Below are 18,038 nucleotides of genomic sequence, written 5' to 3' on the forward strand. Positions count from 1 at the left end.
TCACGCGCGCAGCATGTAACCGACGCCGCGCTTGGTCGCGATCGGATCGTCGCCGCCGTTCGCGGTCAGCTTGCGCCGCAACAGCCGTACCTGCGCGTCGACGATGTTGGTGCCCGGCTCGAAATCATAGCCCCAGACGCGCTCGATCAGCATCGCCCGCGTCAGGTAGCTGCCGGCGTGGCGGACCAGTTCGGCGAGCAGGCCGAACTCGAGCCGCGTCAGGTCGAGCGGCTGATCGGCGCGCCAGGCGCGATGCTGTCCGGGGCTGACGACGATGTCGCCGGCACGCAACATGTCGGCGTCGCCCGCCGCGGTCCAGCCGCGCGCGCGCAGCAAAGCGTTCAGCCGCGCCTCGATTTCGGCCGCCGGGGTCGGCTTGACGCAATAATCGTCCGCGCCCGCGGTCAGGCCGCCGATTTTCTCGGTCGATCGCCCGAGCGCCGACAGCATCAGCACCGGCAGATTGTGCCCGGCATCGCGCAACCGCTCGACCACCGCGACGCCGTTCAGGTGCGGCAGCATCGAATCGAGGATCATCGCATCGAATGCGTCGCGCTCGATCGCGGTCAGTGCGCTCGGGCCGGTTTCGGCGATCGTGACGAGATGGTCGCGCTGCGCCAGTTCGGCCTTCAGCGCGGCGGCATATTCGACGTCGTCCTCAACGATCAGCAGCTTCATGGTTAATTATCGCCACTTTGATGATGATCGTCCGCTGCTATCCGATCGGCGCGGGGACTGCTATCGTGCTTGCGGCGCCAAAGGCTTATCTTGCCAAAGTTTAATGTTCGCGCTTTGCTGACGGGGATGAAGCCAGGAATGACGCGACCGTTCGGCACCGGGGACATCGCGGAGCGAATCCGTGCGTTCGACTGGTCGGCCACCGCCCTCGGCCCGATCGCGACCTGGCCTGTGGAACTGATGTCGTCGGTGGAGACGATGCTGGCAATGCCGCGCCCGGCGACCTTGCTGTGGGGCGATGCGCTGCTGCAACTCTACAACGATGCCTATATCGACATCGCACGCGACCGGCATCCGGCGCTGCTCGGCCGTCCGGTCGCGGAGGGGTGGAGCGACATCTACGACGACGCGGTGGCGCAGCGGCTGGCGACCGTGCGCGCGGGCGGTGCGGTGTCGCTGACGGGGCGCGAGGTGGCGCTGCGCGATGCGGACGGACGCCCGGAGCGCCGAACCTTCGACATCACCTGGAGCGCGGTGCGCGACGGCGACGGCGCGATCCGCGGCGCGCTGCAGCAACTGGTGGAGGTGACCGATCATCGCCGGGCGACCGCGCAATTGCGCGACAGCGAGGCGCAGCTGCGCATGATGGTGACGACCGGCAGCCACATGCTGTTTCGGATGAGTGCGGACTGGGGCCAGTTGCTGCGGCTGGACGGGCGCGACATGCTGCCCGACATCGCCGAACCGATCACCGACTGGGTCGAACGCTTCATCCCCGACGAGGATCGCGGCGCGGTGTTCGCGGCGATGGCCGCGGCGCTCGACGGGCCGACGATGTACGAACTGGAGCACCGGGTCCGCTGCCCGGATGGCGCGATCGGCTGGGTCGCGTCGCGCGCGATCCCGATCCTGGATGCCGAGGGGCGAGTGACCGAGTGGTTCGGCACCGGGATCGACATCACCGCGCGGCGCACCGCCGAGGAGATCGTGCGCCGCAGCGAGGAGATGCGCCGCATCGCGCTGGACGGCGGCGGGATGGGCGCGTGGCGGATCGACCTGGCGACGCGCGAGGTGCGCGGCGACGCGCGCTTCTTCGCGCTGTGGGGGATGCCGCCCAGCGACGAGCCGCGTCCGGCAAGCGACTTCCTCGCGCGGTTGTCGCCGGACGGGCTGGCGACCGTGAGCCGCTTCGAGACGCGGCGCATCGCGCCGGGCGCGGAATTCGACGGCGAGATGGAGATCGTCGCCGGCCCCACCGCCGGATGCTGGCTGCGCTGGCGCGGGCGCGCCGACGGCCCCGACACGCGTATCCTCCACGGCGTCGTCTTCGACGTGACCGAGCAACGGCAGGCGACCGAGCGCTTGCGCGAGCGTGACGAGATGCTGCGGCTGTTCGGCGATGCGTCGACCGACGCATTGTCGATCCGCGATGCCGCGACGCTTCACTGGCGCTATGTCACGCCGGCTTTCCGAACGATCTACGGCCGGCGCCGCCGCGCCGTGCTGACCGGCGATCACCATCGCAACTGGCTGGCGCTGATCCTGCCCGAGGACCGCGCGCGCGTGGAGGCGGCGATCGCGCGGGTGCGCGGCGGCGCGCATGTCACCGTCGATTACCGGATCCGCCGCGCGCCCGACGGGGCGCCGCGCTGGCTGCGCACCACCGAATTCCCGATCCGCGACGCGGGCGGTCAGGTGGTGCTGATCGGCGGCATCACCTCCGACGTCACCGCGTCGCGCCAGGCGCGCGAGGCGGTGGCGCGCAGCGAGGAGCGGCTGCGCAGCGCGGTCGAGGTCGGCGGGATCGGGCTGTGGGACTGGAACGTCGCCACCGACGAGGTCCATTGGTCCGCCGAACATTTCCTGCTTCAGGGCTATCCGGTCGGATCGGTGGAGCCCAGCTATTCGGCGTGGCTGGCGCGCGTCCATCCCGACGACCGCGCCGAGGCCGAGACGTTGATGGCCGAGGCGATGGGCGGCGGGCGCCCCTACAAGCAGGAGTTTCGCGTCGTCCACCCCGATGGCTCGATCCACTGGCATTCGGCGCGCGGCCGCTTCTTCTTCGACGATGCCGGGCAACCGGTGCGGATGGTCGGCGCGATCGTCGACGTCACCGAGCGCCGCGTCTGGACCGAGCGACAGCAGGTGCTGATCGCCGAGCTTCAGCATCGCACCCGCAACCTGATCGGCGTGGTGCAGGCGCTGGCCGACAAATGCGCGCGCGCCAGCCGCGATCTGCCGGACTTTCATCAGCGGTTCGGTGATCGCTTGCAGGCGCTGGTGCGCGCGCAGGGATTGTTGTCGCGGTTGTCGGAGGATGATCGCGTCACCTTCGACAGCCTGCTCGACGCCGAACTTGCCGCGCTGGACGGAGAGGCGGCGGCGGTGACGCTGTCCGGGCCGAACGGCGTGCGCCTGCGCTCCTCGACGGTGCAGACGCTGGCGATGGCGCTCCACGAACTGGCGACCAATGCCGTCAAATATGGCGCGCTCGGCGCGGCGGGCGGGAAGCTGTCGATCGCCTGGCGGCTGGCGGCCGGGACGGACGGCACGCCGTGGCTGCACATCGACTGGCATGAAACCGGCGTCGCGATGCCCGCCGCCGGGCATGCGCCGCTCGGTTCGGGCGAGGGGCGCGAGCTGATCGAACATGCGCTTCCCTATCAGCTCGGCGCGCAGACCTCGTTCGACCTAGGTGCGGACGGCGTCCGCTGCCGGATCGCGATCCCGATCTCCCGCCACGGCGGTTGACCACGGCGCCGGATCGAGCGCTTGGCGCAGGAAGGCGACGAAGGCGGTCACCGCCGCCGGCACCGCGGGCGCGCGCGGGTGAAGCGCGTGGATCGCCAGATCGCGCGGCCCCTCCCAGCCCGGCAGCACCGGCACCAGCCGTCCCGCCGCCAGCGCGTCGTCGACGTCCCAGATCGACCGCAGCGCGATCCCGACGCCCGATATCGCCAGTTCGCGGACGATCTCGCTCGAATTGGTGCGCACATGGCTCTGCGCGTCGATCGACTGCCGCCGCCGTCCGTTCACCAGCCGCCACGGCAATTGGCCCTCGGCGGCGAGCAGGCGGTGTCGCATCAACTCGCCCGGGGTGCGCGGCTCGCCATGTTCGGCAAGATAGGCGGGCGCGGCGCACAGCAATCGCCGGCTGCTCCCCAGCCGATGGGCGACCAGGCTGGACGGGATGTCGCTGGCGATCCGCACCGCCACATCGACGCGCTCGGCGACCAGATCGACATTGGCGTCGGTCAGGTTCAGCTCCAGCGTCACGCGCGGCGCGATGCGCAGGAAGTCGTGCAGCCGCGGCGCGATATGCAGCCGCCCGAACGACGTCGGTGCCGATACGCGCAGCACCCCCGTCGGTTCGTCGCGTACACCCGTGACGCGTGCCTCCGCCGCCGCGATGTCGCGCAGGATCGCGACGACATCGGTGTGGAAGCGCTCGCCGGCATCGGTCGCCGCCAGTCGCCGCGTCGTGCGCTGGATCAGCCGCACGCCCAGCCGCGCCTCCAGCCGCGCCAGCCGCTTCGACGCCATCGCCGGCGAGATGCCGAGCGTGCGCGCCGCCGCCGACAGGCTGCCGGCCTCGATCACCTGAGCGAACAGCATGTAATCCGGGTCGAGCATTCGTTCGTCCAGGGAAAAGGTGTTTCGAACCTTTGCCTGCTACCGACAGGATCGCAAGGCGTTTATGTCGGTCGGCGAGGAGGATGAGCACGATGGGCGAAGGTTACGAGGATCGCGCGGGATTGCGGGTCGCCACCGAACTCGCGACCTTCATCGAACAGCGTGCGCTGCCCGGCACCGGCATCGCGGCGGAGGTCTTCTGGCATGGCCTCGCGTCGATTTACGCCCGCTTCGCCCCGGAGAATGCGACATTGCTTCGCCGCCGCGACACGTTGCAGGCGGAGGTCGACGCCTGGCACCGCGATGCCGCCGGTCAGCCGCACGATCCGATCGCCTATCGGGCGTTCCTGCGCGCGATCGGCTATCTGGTCGATGAGCCGGCGCCGTTCACGATCGCGCCCCGCGACGTCGATGACGAGGTTGCGCGCATCGCCGGACCGCAACTGGTCGTGCCGATCCTGAACGCCCGCTTCCTGCTCAACGCCGCTAACGCGCGCTGGGGCAGCCTGTACGATGCGCTATACGGTACCGATGCGCTACCGGGTGCCGCCACTGGCCCACGCTACGACCCGGCGCGCGGCGCACAGGTGATCGCTTGGGCGCGTGCCTTCCTCGACGATGCGGTGCCGCTCGCGCACGGAAGCTGGCGCGACTGGGCAGGGGAGTCGCCCGCGCTCGCCGATCCTTCCCAACTCGCCGGACGCGCGGGCGACAATTGGCTGCTGCGTCACCACGGCCTTCACATCGAGCTGGTGATCGACCGCACGCATCCGATCGGGCGCGACGATGGGGCGGGGCTGGCCGACGTGATTCTCGAATCCGCGCTCACCACGATCTGCGACCTGGAGGATTCTGTCGCCGCGGTCGATGCCGCGGACAAGGTGGCGGCCTATGCCAATTGGCTCGGGCTGATGCGCGGCGATCTGGAGGAGACGTTCGAGAAAGGCGGGCAGACGATGACCCGTCGCCTCAACCACGATCGGCACTACGTCGCGCCCGACGGCGTGCCGTTCATGCTGCCGGGGCGCAGTCTGCTGTTCGTGCGCAACGTCGGCCACCTGATGACGACGCCCGCGCTCCTGCTGCCGGACGGAAGCGAGGCACCCGAAGGCATTCTCGACGCGGCGATCACCAGCCTGATCGCGCTGCACGACCTCCATGATCTGGGCAGCCGCTACAACAGCCGCGCCGGCTCGATCTACATCGTCAAGCCGAAGATGCACGGCCCCGAGGAGGCGGCGTTCACCGACCGGCTGTTCGACGCGGTCGAGGATTTGCTCGGGCTGGCGCGGCATACGATCAAGGTCGGCGTCATGGACGAGGAACGGCGCACCAGCGCCAATCTGGCCGCGTGCATCCATGCGGTGCGCGACCGGATCGTCTTCATCAACACCGGTTTTCTCGATCGCACCGGCGACGAGATCCACACCTCGATGCGCGCCGGGGCGATGGTGCGGAAGGCCGACATGAAGAATGCGGCGTGGATCGCCGCCTATGAGGATCGGAACGTCCAGATCGGTCTGGCCTGCGGCTTTGCGGGACGGGCGCAGATCGGCAAGGGGATGTGGGCCGCGCCGGACCGGCTGCACGACATGCTGGCGCAGAAGATCGCGCATCCCCGTGCCGGCGCCACCACCGCCTGGGTTCCGTCGCCGACCGCCGCGACGCTCCATGCCACGCATTATCACCGCGTCGACGTGGCCGATCGTCAGGCCGTTCGCGCCGCGGAACCGGTCGCGCCGCTCGACGGCTTGCTGTCGATCCCGCTCGACAGCGACCTGAACTGGTCCGCGCAGGAGATCGCCGACGAACTCGACAACAACGCGCAAGGCATTCTCGGCTATGTCGTGCGCTGGATCGATCATGGCGTCGGCTGTTCGAAGGTCCCCGACATTCACGATATCGGGTTGATGGAGGACCGCGCGACCCTGCGCATCTCGTCGCAGCATCTCGCCAACTGGCTGCTCCACGGCGTCGCCACGCCGGCACAGGTCGATGCGGCGTTCGCGCGGATGGCGACGAAGGTCGATGCGCAGAACGCCGGCGATCGCTTCTATCGTCCGCTCGCCCCGGACGGTTTCGCGATGCAGGCGGCCCGCGCGTTGGTGTTCGAGGGGGTGGCGCAACCGAACGGCTATACCGAGCCGATGCTCCATCGTTTTCGCCGCCGTGCCAAGGCTGCGCCTTGACCCAAAACGGCGAAGGCGCGGAACGGTTCCCAAGTTCGTTCGCTTGCCGGTGGTGGAATCGATTGTGAAACATCTCTTCAGGCAGGCCGATCGCTACGGACGGCTTGCGCGCGAACTCGACGGACGTGGCGATCGTACGTTCCTGCGATCGATGGCGGCCGGCTATCGTGAACAGGCCGAGCGCGCCGCCTCCGCGATCAAGCGTCACTGATCCCGGCCGCGTTCGGCTCGGGCACTCCCGCGACTGATCCTGCACCCGCCGCGCGAATTGGCGCGGCGGAAGGTGGCGAATGTCAGACAAGCGGAGCCGCATCTCCCTCTGTCTTCTCCTTGTCACAGGTTGCTAACCCTCGGCAGACGGCCCGCTTAATCTTGCAATTTCACCCTGCGTGAAAGGGCGATGATATTGACGCTTTAATATCACGCGCTTTATGTCTGATTAATAAACGCCGCGGCGGAGGTCGCGGAGCGCGGGAGAGATGCAGTGAAGGCGACGATGAAAACCCTTTTCCGAACGGCATTGCTGGCCGGAACCGCGCTGACGCCGGGCCTCGCCGCCGCGCAGGACGCGCCGCTGCCGCAGGAGGCGAGCGCAGTCGCCCCGACCTCGCCCGTCGCCGCCACCGGCCCCGCCGCCGACGACATCGTCGTCACCGGCGTGCGCGCCAGCCTCCGCTCGGCGCAGGCGCTCAAGCGCGATTCGGCCTCGATCCTCGACGCGGTCGTTGCCGAGGACATCGGCAAATTGCCCGACAACAACGCCTCCGAAGCGCTGGCGCGCGTCACCGGCGTGCAGGTCAATCGCTCGAACGACGAAGCGAACGGCGTGCTGATCCGCGGTCTCGGCGACATCAGCACCACCTTCAACAACCGCGAGATCTTCACCGCCGAGAACCGCGGCGTCGCATTGCAGGACTTCCCGGCCGGCGCGCTCGCCGCGCTCGAGGTCTACAAGTCCGGCACCGCCGACCTGATCGAGCCGGGGTTGGCGGGGCTGGTCAACGTCCGCTCGCGTCGGCCGTTCGACTTCACCGGTTTCGAGATCGCGGGCGGCATCCGCGGCGCGTACAACGACCAGTCGGGCAAGCTTGATCCCGTCGGCAACATCCTCATCACCGATCGCTGGGACACCGGGATCGGCGAGATCGGCGCCTTGGTCAATTTCGCGATCACGCGCACCCGCTATCGCAACGCGGTCCGCTTCAACGATCAGGCCACCCGGACCGCCGCGGGCGATGCCGGCAACGCCACCGACGATCTGACCGTCACCACGCCGGGGGTCGGCACCGATTTCCGCTTCCCCAATTCGGTCGGCAACTACTTCGCGACCGGCACGCGGACGCGTCCATCGGTCAACGGCAGCCTGCAATGGCGCCCCAACGATCGGCTGGAGATCTACGCCGACGGACTGTGGCAGGCGTATCGCGGCGAGCAGTCGAACGAGAATTTCACCGCCCTGCTCGAATCCGCGACCCTCGCGCTGCCGGGGCAGACCGGTACGCGCCCGACGCTCAGCAACGTCGTGCTCGACCCCAACGACCCGCGCAAGGTGCTGAGCTTCACCAAGACCGGCGGCCTCGCGCCACAACAGTTCCGCTCGACCTTCAACGACCGCACCGACACCTATCAGGGCGCGATCGGGTTCGTGTGGAAGGGTGACCGCGCGAAGATCAGCAGCGACTACGCCTATACCTACAGCACCTATTCGCAGCTCGAATACAGCCTCGACGCGCGCTTCGCCTCGTCGCCGCAGGTCGATGTCGAGTTCGACCGCGACGGCGGTGCGTCGTTCAGCTTCCCCGGCTTCGACGCGCTGAATCCGGACAATTACATCTGGCGCGGCTTCTACCAGAAGCGTTACCACGCCACCGGCGACGGGCATCAGTGGCGCGCCGACCTGCAGCTCGATACCGACCTCCCGCTGGTCCAGCGGCTCGACTTTGGTGTGCGCTGGGTGTCGCGTACCGCGAAGCTGGAGCAGGGCGACCGCTATCTCGCCACCGACGCGCTCGGCATCCCGCTCGCCAGCCTGCCGACGGGGCAGCTCGAGACCGTGGAGGACGGCTTCCGTCAGCCCGCCGCGCAGTTCCGCAACTGGCTGATGCCGTCGCGCGCGTCAATCCGCTCGAACTTCGACGCGCTCCGCGCGCTGACCTATTCGGTCGGCCCGCAGTTGATCGCGCGCGATCCCAACAATGCCGACCTGCGCGACAGCGTCGCCCGCTTCGGTCAGGAAGAGATCGCGCTGCGCGAGGACGGCGGCTTCAGCGCGCAGGAAAGCACCTACGCCGCCTATGCGATGGCACGCTACGACTTCACGATCGCCGGGGTCGAGATCGACGGCACCGCGGGCGTCCGCGTCGTCAACAACGACGGCACCTATCGCGGCGTGACGCGGCTGAGCACCAACAACGTCATCTCGTTCGTGCCGCAGGTGAACCGCCAGAACTACGTCGACGTGCTGCCGTCGTTCGGCGCGCGGCTGAAGTTCACGCCGAAGTTGCAGGCGCGCCTCGCCTATACCGAGACGCGCACCCGGCCGGGGTTCAATCAGTTGAACCCGGCGTTCAACATCACGCGCAGCACCGTGACCGGCGGGGCCTTCGATGCGAGCGGCAGCGGCGGCAACCCCGATCTGGTGCCGCTGACCTCGAACAACTGGGACGCGACGCTCGAATGGTATTTCGCGCCGACCGGCTCGTTCACCGCCTCGGTCTTCTACCGCGACCTGTTCGGCTTCATCAGCAATTACACCTCGATCGTGCAGGACCCGACCTATGGCCGTCTGCAAGTCTCGCGCCCGGAAAATGCCGGCGCCGGCAGCATCAAGGGCGCGGAGGCCAACTTCCAGACCTTCTTCGACTTCCTGCCCGGCCTGCTCAGCGGCTTCGGCACGCAGCTGAACGTCACCTATCTCGACGGTACCAACCAGCTGCCGTCGACGCTGGGCGAGGCGGCGCCGGTCGTGCCGATCACCGGCGTGTCGAAGTGGACGTACAATATCACCGGCTTCTACGAAAAGGGTCCGGTGTCGGCGCGTCTGTCGTACAATCGCCGGTCGGAGTTCGTCGACAGCTTCACGCGCAATCCCGGCGAGGCGCAATTCGCGGGCGTGACGGTGCGGCCGATCTCGCGGCTCGACTTCTCGGCCTCCTATACGCCGTTCGAGAACATCACGCTCACCGCCGACGTCAGCAACATCCTCGCGCAGCCGTGGCAGAACTACCGCAACTTCGCCGCCGACGCCGGCTATCCGGTCGATGTCCGCGAGGAAGGGCGTTATTACTCGCTCGGCGTCCGCTTCCGCTTCTAAGTCTCACCGTCGCCCCTGCGCAGGCAGGGGCGATACCGCCAATTGGGGCATCGTCCGCTCGCCCCAAAAGCCGTCGCCCCTGCGAAGGCAGGGGCCCATGGCTGTTTCGTTTGTCGAACCATCTGACACATGCCACCCGGCTGCTGTGTCAGGCCGCTCGCACGACGACACAGACATAGGCTCCTGCCTGCGCAGGGGCGATGGCTTGAGGAGGGGCGAATCCGAAAACGCTCGACCGTCGCCCCGGACTTGATCCGGGGCCCCGCTTCCTGTCTCGGAGCGGTTACTTCTTCTTCGCCAGCAACCCGTGCATCCCCAGCCAGCGGACATAGGCGTCGAACCAGCCGGTGCTGGTCGTCGGCTTCTGGTACATGCCGAAGCCATGCCCGCCCTGTTCGTAGAGGTGGAACTCGACCGGCCGCCGCGCCGCGCGCCATGTGTCGACCAGCCCGATCCCGTCATTGGCAAAGAACGGATCGTCCGCCGCCAGCGCGATGAACAAGGGCGGCGCGTCGGCGGGGACGTCGACCGCGCCGAGCGGGCCGTAGATATCGGCGACGAACGCCGGCTTCGCGTCCTGCCCGGCCAGCGTCGTCGCCATCGTCAGCATCGCGCCCGCCGAGAAGCCGATCATCCCGATCCGGTCGGGATCGACCTTCCACTCCGCGGCGCGGCGGCGGATCAGCGCGAAGGCGGCGCGCGCATCGGCGATCTGCGGGCCGAGCCGCGCGGTCATCGCGGTCGGGTCGACGCGCGGACGCGGCGCGGTGCCGGAGAACATCTCCGCCATCGACTTCTCGAACCCGGCCATGTCCGCGGGCGTCTGGTTCAGTCGGTATTTGAGCACGAATGCCGCCACGCCACGTTTTGCGAGCGCCTTGGCGACGTCCCAGCCCTCATTTTCCATCGACAGCGTGCGGAACCCGCCGCCGGGTGCCACCACCACCGCCGCGCCGGTCGCGGTACCGGGGGCGGGGAGGAACGGCGTCAGCGTCGCGACCGTCACGTTGCGCGTGAAGGTGCTGCCATATTGGCGATGCCACGCTTCCTTGTTCGGCGCGTCAGGCAGCGGCCCGGTATCGAGCGTGATCGCCGTCGGCTGCGCCGGGGTGGCGATCGGCGTCATCTTGTCGGCCTGCGCCAATGCAGGGCTCGCTGCCCCGGAGAGCAGCACCGCCGCCCAGCCTGCGACCCACCCGTTACGAACCTTGCGCCTCGTCATGGCCATCCCTCCATCGTTATCTTTTCGCGTCCCGCCGTGGCGAGCGGGGAAAAGATAGCGCTAACTTTTCAAGGCTGCCAAGTCTCGTTCTTGCAGAAATGCCGCCGACTGTCAGCGGGTTGGCGCAGGACGATCGGCGTTCAAGCCCTGCTGTCATTGCGAGCATGGCGAAGCAATCCAGAGCGTCCGGGTGGGGCCCTGGATTGCTTCGCCATGCTCGCAATGACGGATCGCGATTCCGGCCCCGCCTCCGTCCTACCGCACCCGCTCGGCCACCAACGTCTCGACCACCGACGGATCGGCGAGCGTCGAGGTATCCCCAAGATTGCCGGTATCGTTCTCGGCGATCTTGCGCAGGATACGCCGCATGATCTTGCCCGAGCGCGTCTTGGGCAGGCCGGGCGCGAATTGCAGCGCGTCGGGGCTGGCGATCGGCCCGATCTCGCCACGCACCCACTGCCGCAGCTCGGTCCGCAGTTCCTCGGACGGTTCGACCCCGCTGTTGAGCGTCACGAAGGCATAGATGCCCTGACCCTTCACCTCGTGCGGCATCCCGACCACCGCCGCCTCGGCGACCTTGGCGTGTGCGACCAGCGCCGATTCGACCTCGGCGGTGCCCATGCGATGCCCCGAGACGTTGATGACGTCGTCGACGCGGCCGGTGATCCAGTAATAGCCGTCGTCGTCGCGCCGGCACCCGTCGCCGGTGAAATACTTCCCCGGATAGGTGCTGAAATAGGTCTGGACGAACCGCTCGTGATCGCCCCAAACGGTGCGCATCATCCCCGGCCAGCTATCGATGATGCACAGATTGCCCTCCGCCGCACCGTCCAGCACCTTGCCCTCGGCATCGACGATCTGCGGCTGCACGCCCGGTAACGGCTTGGTCGCCGAGCCGGGCTTCAGGTCGGTCGCATAGGGCAGGGGGGAGATCAGGATGCCGCCGGTCTCGGTCTGCCACCAGGTATCGACGATCGGGCAGCGGCCGCCGCCGACGACGCGGTGATACCAGGTCCACGCCTCCGGGTTGATCGGCTCGCCGACCGACCCGAGCAGCCGCAGCGACCCGCGATCGTGGCGCGTCACCCAGTCGTCGCCCTCGCGCATCAGCGCGCGGATCGCGGTCGGCGCGGTGTAGAGGATGTTGACCCCCAGCCGGTCGATCGTCTCCCACAGCCGCCCGTGATCGGGATAGTTCGGAACGCCATCGAACATCACCGTCGTCGCGCCGTTCGCCAGCGGGCCATAGACGACATAGCTGTGCCCGGTGACCCAGCCGATGTCGGCGGTGCACCAATAGATCTCGCCGTCGCGATAATCGAAGACGTCCTTGAACGTCTTCGTCACCCACAGCAGGTATCCGCCGGTGGTGTGGAGCACGCCCTTGGGCTTGCCGGTCGACCCCGAGGTATAGAGGATGAACAGCGGGTCCTCGGCGTTCATCGGCTCGGGCGCGCAATCGTCGCTCACCCCCTCCAGCGCATCGTGCAGCCAGATGTCGCGCCCCTCGGTCATCGCCACCTCGCCACCGGTGCGGCGGATGACGAGGACATGCTGGACGCTCGGGCAGCGCGCGACCGCCTTGTCGACATTGGCCTTCAGCGGAATGCGCTTGCCCCCCGCGGCAGCCCTCGTCGGCGCAGATGACGACCGTCGAATCGCAATCCTGAATACGGTTGGCGAGGCTGTCGGGCGAGAAGCCGCCGAACACGATCGAATGGATCGCGCCGATCCGCGTACAGGCGAGCATCGCCGCCGCCGCCTCCGCGATCATCGGTAGATAGAGCGTGACGCGATCGCCCTTCTTGACGCCCAGCGATTTCAGAACGTTGGCGAAGCGGCACATCTCACGGTGCAGTTCGCGATAGGTCAGCGTCTTCGTCTCGCCGGGCTCGTCGCCTTCCCAGATGATGGCGGTCTGGTCGCCGCGCGTCGCCAGATGACGGTCGACGCAATTGGCCGAGACGTTGAGCACGCCGTCCGCAAACCAGCGGATGCGGAAATCGGCCTCGTCGAAGGAGGTGTCCTTCACTTGGGTGAAGGGCGCGATCCAGTCGAGCCGCTGCGCTTCCTCGCGCCAATAGCCCTCGGGATCGTCGACCGACCGTTGCCACGCCGCCGCGGCGCGCGCGGGGTCGATGCTGTTTTCGGTGCCTGCGGGGGCGGGGTACACGCTATCGCTCATGCAGCTCTCCTATGGCGATGTGCGATGACGCCTAAGCGGGTGACGGGTCAAGACAGCGACACCTAGCCAGCGGCGAAATGCTGTCCTATAGCGCCGCCGGTCGCACGCTGCGGGCGTGGCGAAATGGTAGACGCAGCAGACTCAAAATCTGCCGTAGCAATACATGTCGGTTCGAGTCCGACCGCCCGCACCACCCCAAAATCAAAGACTCCGGTCGCCCCTGCGCAGGCAGGGGCCCATGTCTGTGCCGTGTCGCAAAACGGCACTCACGAAAGCGGCGGCGCATGTGTCAGCCGTCCAGCCCGGACGAAGCAGCCATAGGCCCCTGCCTCCGCAGGGTCGACGGTGGCCGGGAGCACCGTCGACCCGCCACAACTGCAGTCGCTCCTGCCTCCTCAGGGGCGACGACGGCCGAGAGCACCGTCGCCCCGCCACAACCGCCGTCGCTCCTGCCTCAGCAAGCGCGACGATGGCCGGGAGCACCGCCAACCCGCCACAATCACCGTCGCCCCTGCGCAGGCAGGGGCCCATGTCTGTCTATTTTGCCGGGTCGACTGGCACAGTCCGCGCGCCGCATGTGTCAGCCGTTTCACCCGGACGACACAGTCATAGGCCCCTGCCTTCGCAGGGGCGACGGTGGTTGGCGTGGTCGACCGTTTCCCATCCACGTCATCCCGGGCTTGACCCGGGATCCCGCTTCTTCCGCTAAGCCAACGAACAAGCGGGACCCCGGATCAAGTCCGGGGCGACGAACCAAGGATCACGAAATCCGCAAATCCCCCGGCCCGAACGCATCGGGCAGCAACTCGCTCAGCCGATAGCTCGCCACCGCGTCCCCCTCGGCCCCTGCGCAATGCACCGCCAGATCGCGCCCGCCCATCTGCGCCGCCTCGTTGAGCACCTGCCGGCACCGCCCGCACGGTCGCACCGGCTGATCGCCGGTCGCCCGCCCCGCGGCGTCCATCGCGCCGCCGATCACGCCGACCGCGACCACCTCGCGCAGCCGCCCCTGTGCCGAGACGGTCGCGATCGCCACCGTCTCCGCGCACAGCGACAGGCCGTAGCTGGCGTTCTCAAAGTTCGCGCCGGTCACGACGCTGCCATCGGTCAACAGCACCGCCGCGCCGACCGCGAAGCGCGAATACGGCGCGTGGGCATGGCGCGCCGCCTCGCGCGCGGCGGCGATCAGCCGGGGGGCGTCACTCATCTTTGAAGGCTCCTTCTGTCGCCACATCCCAGTCCACCGGGCCATCGACCCCGTCGACGCCGCGCATGTCACTGGCGCGCCACACCGACCATGGTCGCGCGCCATAGCTCGGCTTCAGGAAATTGCCCACCGCCCACCATTTGCGGTCGAACGCCTCGGTCAGCCGGTAATCGTCCTCGACCCGACCGGCGATGCGCAGCACCACCGGCTTGCCCATATGCGCCTCGATCCGCTCGATCATCGCGCGCACGCCTGCGATCAGCGCGGCGCGTTCAGGGCGGTCGGGGCAGGCGTCGTCATAATCGAACGCGATCGCGGCGGGCAGCGCCTTCAGGTCGCGCGGCACGACGGTGTTGAACACGTCGCCCTGTACGCGCGGCGACTGGCAGAAAGAGAAGACGTGCACCGCGCCGCGCTTCACGCCGACCTTGGCCATCGCATCCCAGTTCGCCTGGAAATTGCGGTCGCGTGTCGTCGCGCCTACCGTCGCCACGGCATAGCCGAACTGCGCACCGGCACCCTTCAAAACCGGCCAGATGATGGTCCCGGTCGTCTCCGAAACGTCGACGCCCTGCACCGGATAACGCTCGATCCCCGGCGCCCAGCGTACCGCGAGCCGCCACCCCCGCCACGCCGGCCAGCGCCAACGCGGCCAGAACCAGCACGAGCCGTCCCAAACCCCACATATTCCGTAACTCAAGCCTTGATGTGCAGGACGCAGATCAGCGTGAACAGCCGCCGCGCCGTGTCGAAGTCGATATGGATCTTGCCGTCCAGCCGCTCGCGGAGCAGCTCGGCCGCCTCATTGTGGATGCCGCGCCGCGCCATGTCGACCGTCTCGATCTGCGCCGGCGTCGACTGGCGGATCGCCTGGAAGTAGCTGTCGCAGATCGCGAAATAGTCGCGGATCGGCCGCCGGAACCGCGCCAGCCCCAGTACCAAAGTCTCCAGCGGCGTGCCGTCCTCGCGCGCGATCTGGATCGCCAGTCGCCCTTCCTCGACGCCCAGCTTGACCCGATACGGCCCGGCATAACCGTCGGGCGTCTCGCGTTGCGGCGCGAAATGATTGTCCTCGATCAGGTCGAAGATCGCGATCCGCCGTTCCTGCTCGATATCGGCCGAGCGCCACAGGATCGTGCGCTCGTCGAGTTCGATGTCGATGATCCGCGGATCGGCCATCCGTGTCCCGTTAAAGCCGAAGTCGCGCCGCGACAACGCCGATCCCGGTTATGCGACACGCCCCGATCGGCTATAGCCGGGGAAATGGCGACTCTGGCATTCCCGCAACCGGCTTCGGCCGAACCCGTTCACCTGCCTCGCAACGTCGAGGCCGAGGCCGCGATGCTCGGCGCGATGATGATCGACAACCGGCTCGCCGACGACATCGTCGACCGACTCGAGCCGATGCACTTCTACGAGCCGGTCCACGGCCGGATCTTCGCCGCGATCAAGTCGCTGCGGTCGCAGGACATGCTCGCCACCCCCCGTCACGCTGCGCCCGATGTTCGAGGCGGACGAGGGGATGAAGGAGCTGGGCGGGGTCGCCTATCTCGCCAGCCTGACCGGGTCGGGCGCGGGGCTGATCGGCGCGCGGCAGTTCGCGACGCAGATCTACGATCTCGCGATGCTGCGCACGCTCGTCTCGGTCGGCCATTCGATGGTCGACCGCGCGATGGACACCAGCGAGGAGGTCAATCCGCGCGCGCAGATCGAGGCCGCCGAGGAGGAATTGTACCGCGTCGCCGCCGACGGCGGGGCCGAGAACAGCGTCAAGAGCTTCGCCCAGGCCAGCACGATGGCGGTCAAGATGGCCGAGAAGGCGCTCAACTGGGGCGGAAACCTCAGCGGCGTCACCACCGGGCTCGACACCGTCAACGCCAAGATCGGCGGTATGCACCATTCCGACTTGATGATCCTCGCCGGTCGTCCCGGCATGGGCAAGACCTCGCTCGCCACCAACATCGCCTTCAACGCCGCGCAGCGCTGGATGCGCGACATGCGCGACGGCATCCCGCCCTCCAAGTCGGTCGGCGCGAAGGTCGCGTTCTTCAGCCTCGAAATGAGCGCCGACCAGCTCGCGACGCGTATCCTCGCCGAACAGTCGCGGATCAGCTCCGAGGCGCTGCGCATGGGCAAGATCAGCAAGGCCGAGTTCGAGCAGCTCGCCGCGGCGGCGGCCGAGCTGGAGAATCTGCCGTTCTTCATCGACGATACCGGCGGCCTCACGATCGCCTCGCTCCATACCCGCGTCCGCCGGCTCCAGCGGCGGCACAACAACGAGATCGGGCTGGTCGTCGTCGACTATCTCCAGCTGCTGACCGGCTCGGGCAAGGGCGACGGCAACCGCGTGCAAGAAATCTCGGAGATTTCGCGCGGGCTCAAGACCTTGGCGAAGGACATGAACGTCCCCGTGCTGGCGCTGTCGCAGCTCAGCCGTGCGGTCGAAAGCCGTGAGGACAAGCGCCCGATGCTCTCGGACCTGCGCGAATCGGGGTCGATCGAGCAGGACGCCGACATGGTGTGGTTCGTGTTCCGCGAGGATTATTATACCGCGCAGCGCGAGCCGAAGCGCCCGATGGAAGGCGACGAGGCCAAAGTGTTCGAGGACCACGCGCGCTGGGCGGCCGACATGGAGCGCGTCTATGGACTCGCCGAGCTGATCGTCGCCAAGCAGCGTCACGGCGCGACCGGCAAGGTGGTGCTGAAGTTCGATCCGACGATCACCCGCTTCAGCGATTATGCCGGATTCTGAGCCAGAAACCGCCTCCTTCTAACCCATGTGGGGTAAGACGGGCGGCGTGAAATAGCGCAAGAGTGCGTGCAGGCCGCCGGGGGGCGGCCGCAAATGGGGGAAAATATGAAGACGATGGGGGCGGTCGCGCTGGCGGCCGGACTGATGCTGGGTGTGGCGCCGGCGTCGGCGCAGAATGCCGATGGCGGCACGCACGTCCGGGCGGCCGTGACCGCGGGTACGTTGGGGATCGGCCCCGAACTGGGGGTGCGCTTCAACGATCACCTCGGCGTGCGCGCGGCCGCGGGTTTCTTGAGCGCCGACGGCACCGCTGAATCGGACGGCGAGAAGTATGATGCCAAGCTGCGGCTGAAGTCCTATGGCGCGATGCTCGACGTCCACCCGTTCGGCGGCGCGTTCCGGCTTTCGGCGGGGGCACGGATCAACCGCAGCCGCGTCGATGTCGGCCTGACCCCGAGCGGCGAGACCACGATCGGCGAGGAGGATTATACCGCCGCGGAGGTCGGCCGGATCAGCGGCCGTGCGAACGTCAAGAAGTTCGCGCCGGCGTTGACGTTCGGCTGGGCGGGCAAGAACCGCACCGGTTTCTATTTCGGGACCGAGCTTGGCGTGCTCTTCCAGGGCGCGTACCGGATCGAGCGCTTCCAGTCGACCGGAACGCTGCGTGACGACCCCGCTTTCCAGGCCGCACTGGAACGTGAACGCGTGTCGCTCCAGAAGGACGTCGACAAGGTCAAGGTCTGGCCGATCGTGCAACTGGCACTTGGCTGGCGCTTCTAAGCCAGTCCAACACTCGCCCTTTTTCCGTCATCCCGGACTTGATCCGGGATCCCGCTTCTTCCCTCGGCCGCAGGCAGGA

General features: G+C 67.9%; 11 protein-coding genes, 1 tRNA gene and 2 pseudogenes. 7 read left to right on the forward strand and 7 right to left on the reverse strand.

The window, feature by feature from the left end:
- Complete coding sequence (locus PGN16_RS17765; protein ID WP_335310691.1) at nucleotides 1-678, reverse strand: response regulator transcription factor; 678 nt, start codon at nucleotides 676-678, stop codon at nucleotides 1-3.
- 138 nt (nucleotides 679-816) lie between these two features.
- Here PGN16_RS17765 and PGN16_RS17770 point away from each other — a divergent pair, with 138 nt between their 5' ends.
- Nucleotides 817-3,429, forward strand: a complete 2,613-nt coding sequence (locus PGN16_RS17770) for a PAS domain-containing protein (RefSeq protein ID WP_335310692.1) — start codon at nucleotides 817-819, stop codon at nucleotides 3,427-3,429.
- Here PGN16_RS17770 and PGN16_RS17775 read toward each other — a convergent pair.
- Nucleotides 3,370-4,311 (reverse strand): LysR family transcriptional regulator, encoded by a 942-nt coding sequence (locus tag PGN16_RS17775; RefSeq protein ID WP_335310693.1) that lies wholly within the window; start codon nucleotides 4,309-4,311, stop codon nucleotides 3,370-3,372. The two genes, PGN16_RS17770 and PGN16_RS17775, sit on opposite strands and share 60 nt — an antisense overlap.
- An 83-nt stretch (nucleotides 4,312-4,394) precedes the next feature.
- Between PGN16_RS17775 and PGN16_RS17780 the strand changes: the two genes are divergently transcribed.
- From PGN16_RS17780 to PGN16_RS17790, 3 genes are all read left to right on the forward strand, one after another.
- Nucleotides 4,395-6,500, forward strand: a complete 2,106-nt coding sequence (locus PGN16_RS17780; protein ID WP_335310694.1) for a malate synthase G — start codon at nucleotides 4,395-4,397, stop codon at nucleotides 6,498-6,500.
- Nucleotides 6,501-6,564: 64 nt separating this feature from the next.
- Complete coding sequence (locus tag PGN16_RS17785; protein WP_335310695.1) at nucleotides 6,565-6,711, forward strand: hypothetical protein; 147 nt, start codon at nucleotides 6,565-6,567, stop codon at nucleotides 6,709-6,711.
- Nucleotides 6,712-6,996: 285 nt separating this feature from the next.
- Nucleotides 6,997-9,813 (forward strand): TonB-dependent receptor, encoded by a 2,817-nt coding sequence (locus PGN16_RS17790; protein ID WP_335310696.1) that lies wholly within the window; start codon nucleotides 6,997-6,999, stop codon nucleotides 9,811-9,813.
- A 283-nt stretch (nucleotides 9,814-10,096) separates the two neighbouring features.
- On the opposite strand, the gene PGN16_RS17795 is transcribed toward PGN16_RS17790, so the two are convergent.
- Both PGN16_RS17795 and acs read right to left on the reverse strand, forming a co-directional pair.
- Entirely contained in the window at nucleotides 10,097-11,035 is a 939-nt protein-coding gene (locus tag PGN16_RS17795) for an alpha/beta hydrolase (protein WP_335310697.1), read from the reverse strand.
- 255 nt (nucleotides 11,036-11,290) lie between these two features.
- A pseudogene (gene acs / locus PGN16_RS17800) lies at nucleotides 11,291-13,220 on the reverse strand (acetate--CoA ligase).
- A 109-nt stretch (nucleotides 13,221-13,329) separates the two neighbouring features.
- Here acs and PGN16_RS17805 point away from each other — a divergent pair.
- Nucleotides 13,330-13,413: transfer RNA gene (locus tag PGN16_RS17805), tRNA-Leu, on the forward strand.
- Nucleotides 13,414-13,980: 567 nt separating this feature from the next.
- On the opposite strand, the gene PGN16_RS17810 is transcribed toward PGN16_RS17805, so the two are convergent.
- The 3 genes from PGN16_RS17810 to PGN16_RS17820 are packed head-to-tail and all read right to left on the reverse strand — an operon-like array spanning nucleotide 13,981 to nucleotide 15,606.
- Nucleotides 13,981-14,427, reverse strand: a complete 447-nt coding sequence (locus PGN16_RS17810) for a cytidine deaminase (RefSeq protein WP_335310698.1) — start codon at nucleotides 14,425-14,427, stop codon at nucleotides 13,981-13,983.
- On the reverse strand, nucleotides 14,420-15,127 hold the full coding sequence (locus PGN16_RS17815) for a glycoside hydrolase family 25 protein (protein ID WP_335310699.1): 708 nt from the start codon (nucleotides 15,125-15,127) through the stop codon (nucleotides 14,420-14,422). Before PGN16_RS17815 ends, PGN16_RS17810 begins: the two co-directional genes overlap by 8 nt.
- Nucleotides 15,124-15,606, reverse strand: coding sequence for a UPF0262 family protein (locus PGN16_RS17820; RefSeq protein WP_335310700.1), 483 nt, complete (start codon nucleotides 15,604-15,606; stop codon nucleotides 15,124-15,126). Before PGN16_RS17820 ends, PGN16_RS17815 begins: the two co-directional genes overlap by 4 nt.
- 84 nt (nucleotides 15,607-15,690) lie before the next feature.
- Between PGN16_RS17820 and PGN16_RS17825 the strand changes: the two are divergent.
- Nucleotides 15,691-17,179 (forward strand): annotated as a pseudogene (locus tag PGN16_RS17825) (replicative DNA helicase).
- 105 nt (nucleotides 17,180-17,284) lie between these two features.
- Complete coding sequence (locus tag PGN16_RS17830) at nucleotides 17,285-17,959, forward strand: hypothetical protein (protein ID WP_335310701.1); 675 nt, start codon at nucleotides 17,285-17,287, stop codon at nucleotides 17,957-17,959.
- Nucleotides 17,960-18,038 lie beyond the last annotated feature (79 nt).

It is taken from the genome of Sphingomonas phyllosphaerae, assembly GCF_036946485.1.
GTDB classification, from domain to species: Bacteria; Pseudomonadota; Alphaproteobacteria; order Sphingomonadales; family Sphingomonadaceae; genus Sphingomonas; species Sphingomonas phyllosphaerae_E.

Excerpts from the sequence above, each read along its gene's own strand:
- PGN16_RS17765 (WP_335310691.1), bottom strand. The coding sequence starts at position 678 with ATGAAGCTGCTGATCGTTGAGGACGACGTCGAATATGCCGCCGCGCTG.
- PGN16_RS17770 (WP_335310692.1), top strand. The coding sequence starts at position 817 with ATGACGCGACCGTTCGGCACCGGGGACATCGCGGAGCGAATCCGTGCG.
- PGN16_RS17775 (WP_335310693.1), bottom strand. The coding sequence starts at position 4,311 with ATGCTCGACCCGGATTACATGCTGTTCGCTCAGGTGATCGAGGCCGGC.
- PGN16_RS17780 (WP_335310694.1), top strand. The coding sequence starts at position 4,395 with ATGAGCACGATGGGCGAAGGTTACGAGGATCGCGCGGGATTGCGGGTC.
- PGN16_RS17790 (WP_335310696.1), top strand. The coding sequence starts at position 6,997 with ATGAAAACCCTTTTCCGAACGGCATTGCTGGCCGGAACCGCGCTGACG.
- PGN16_RS17795 (WP_335310697.1), bottom strand. The coding sequence starts at position 11,035 with ATGACGAGGCGCAAGGTTCGTAACGGGTGGGTCGCAGGCTGGGCGGCG.
- PGN16_RS17810 (WP_335310698.1), bottom strand. The coding sequence starts at position 14,427 with ATGAGTGACGCCCCCCGGCTGATCGCCGCCGCGCGCGAGGCGGCGCGC.
- PGN16_RS17820 (WP_335310700.1), bottom strand. The coding sequence starts at position 15,606 with ATGGCCGATCCGCGGATCATCGACATCGAACTCGACGAGCGCACGATC.
- PGN16_RS17830 (WP_335310701.1), top strand. The coding sequence starts at position 17,285 with ATGAAGACGATGGGGGCGGTCGCGCTGGCGGCCGGACTGATGCTGGGT.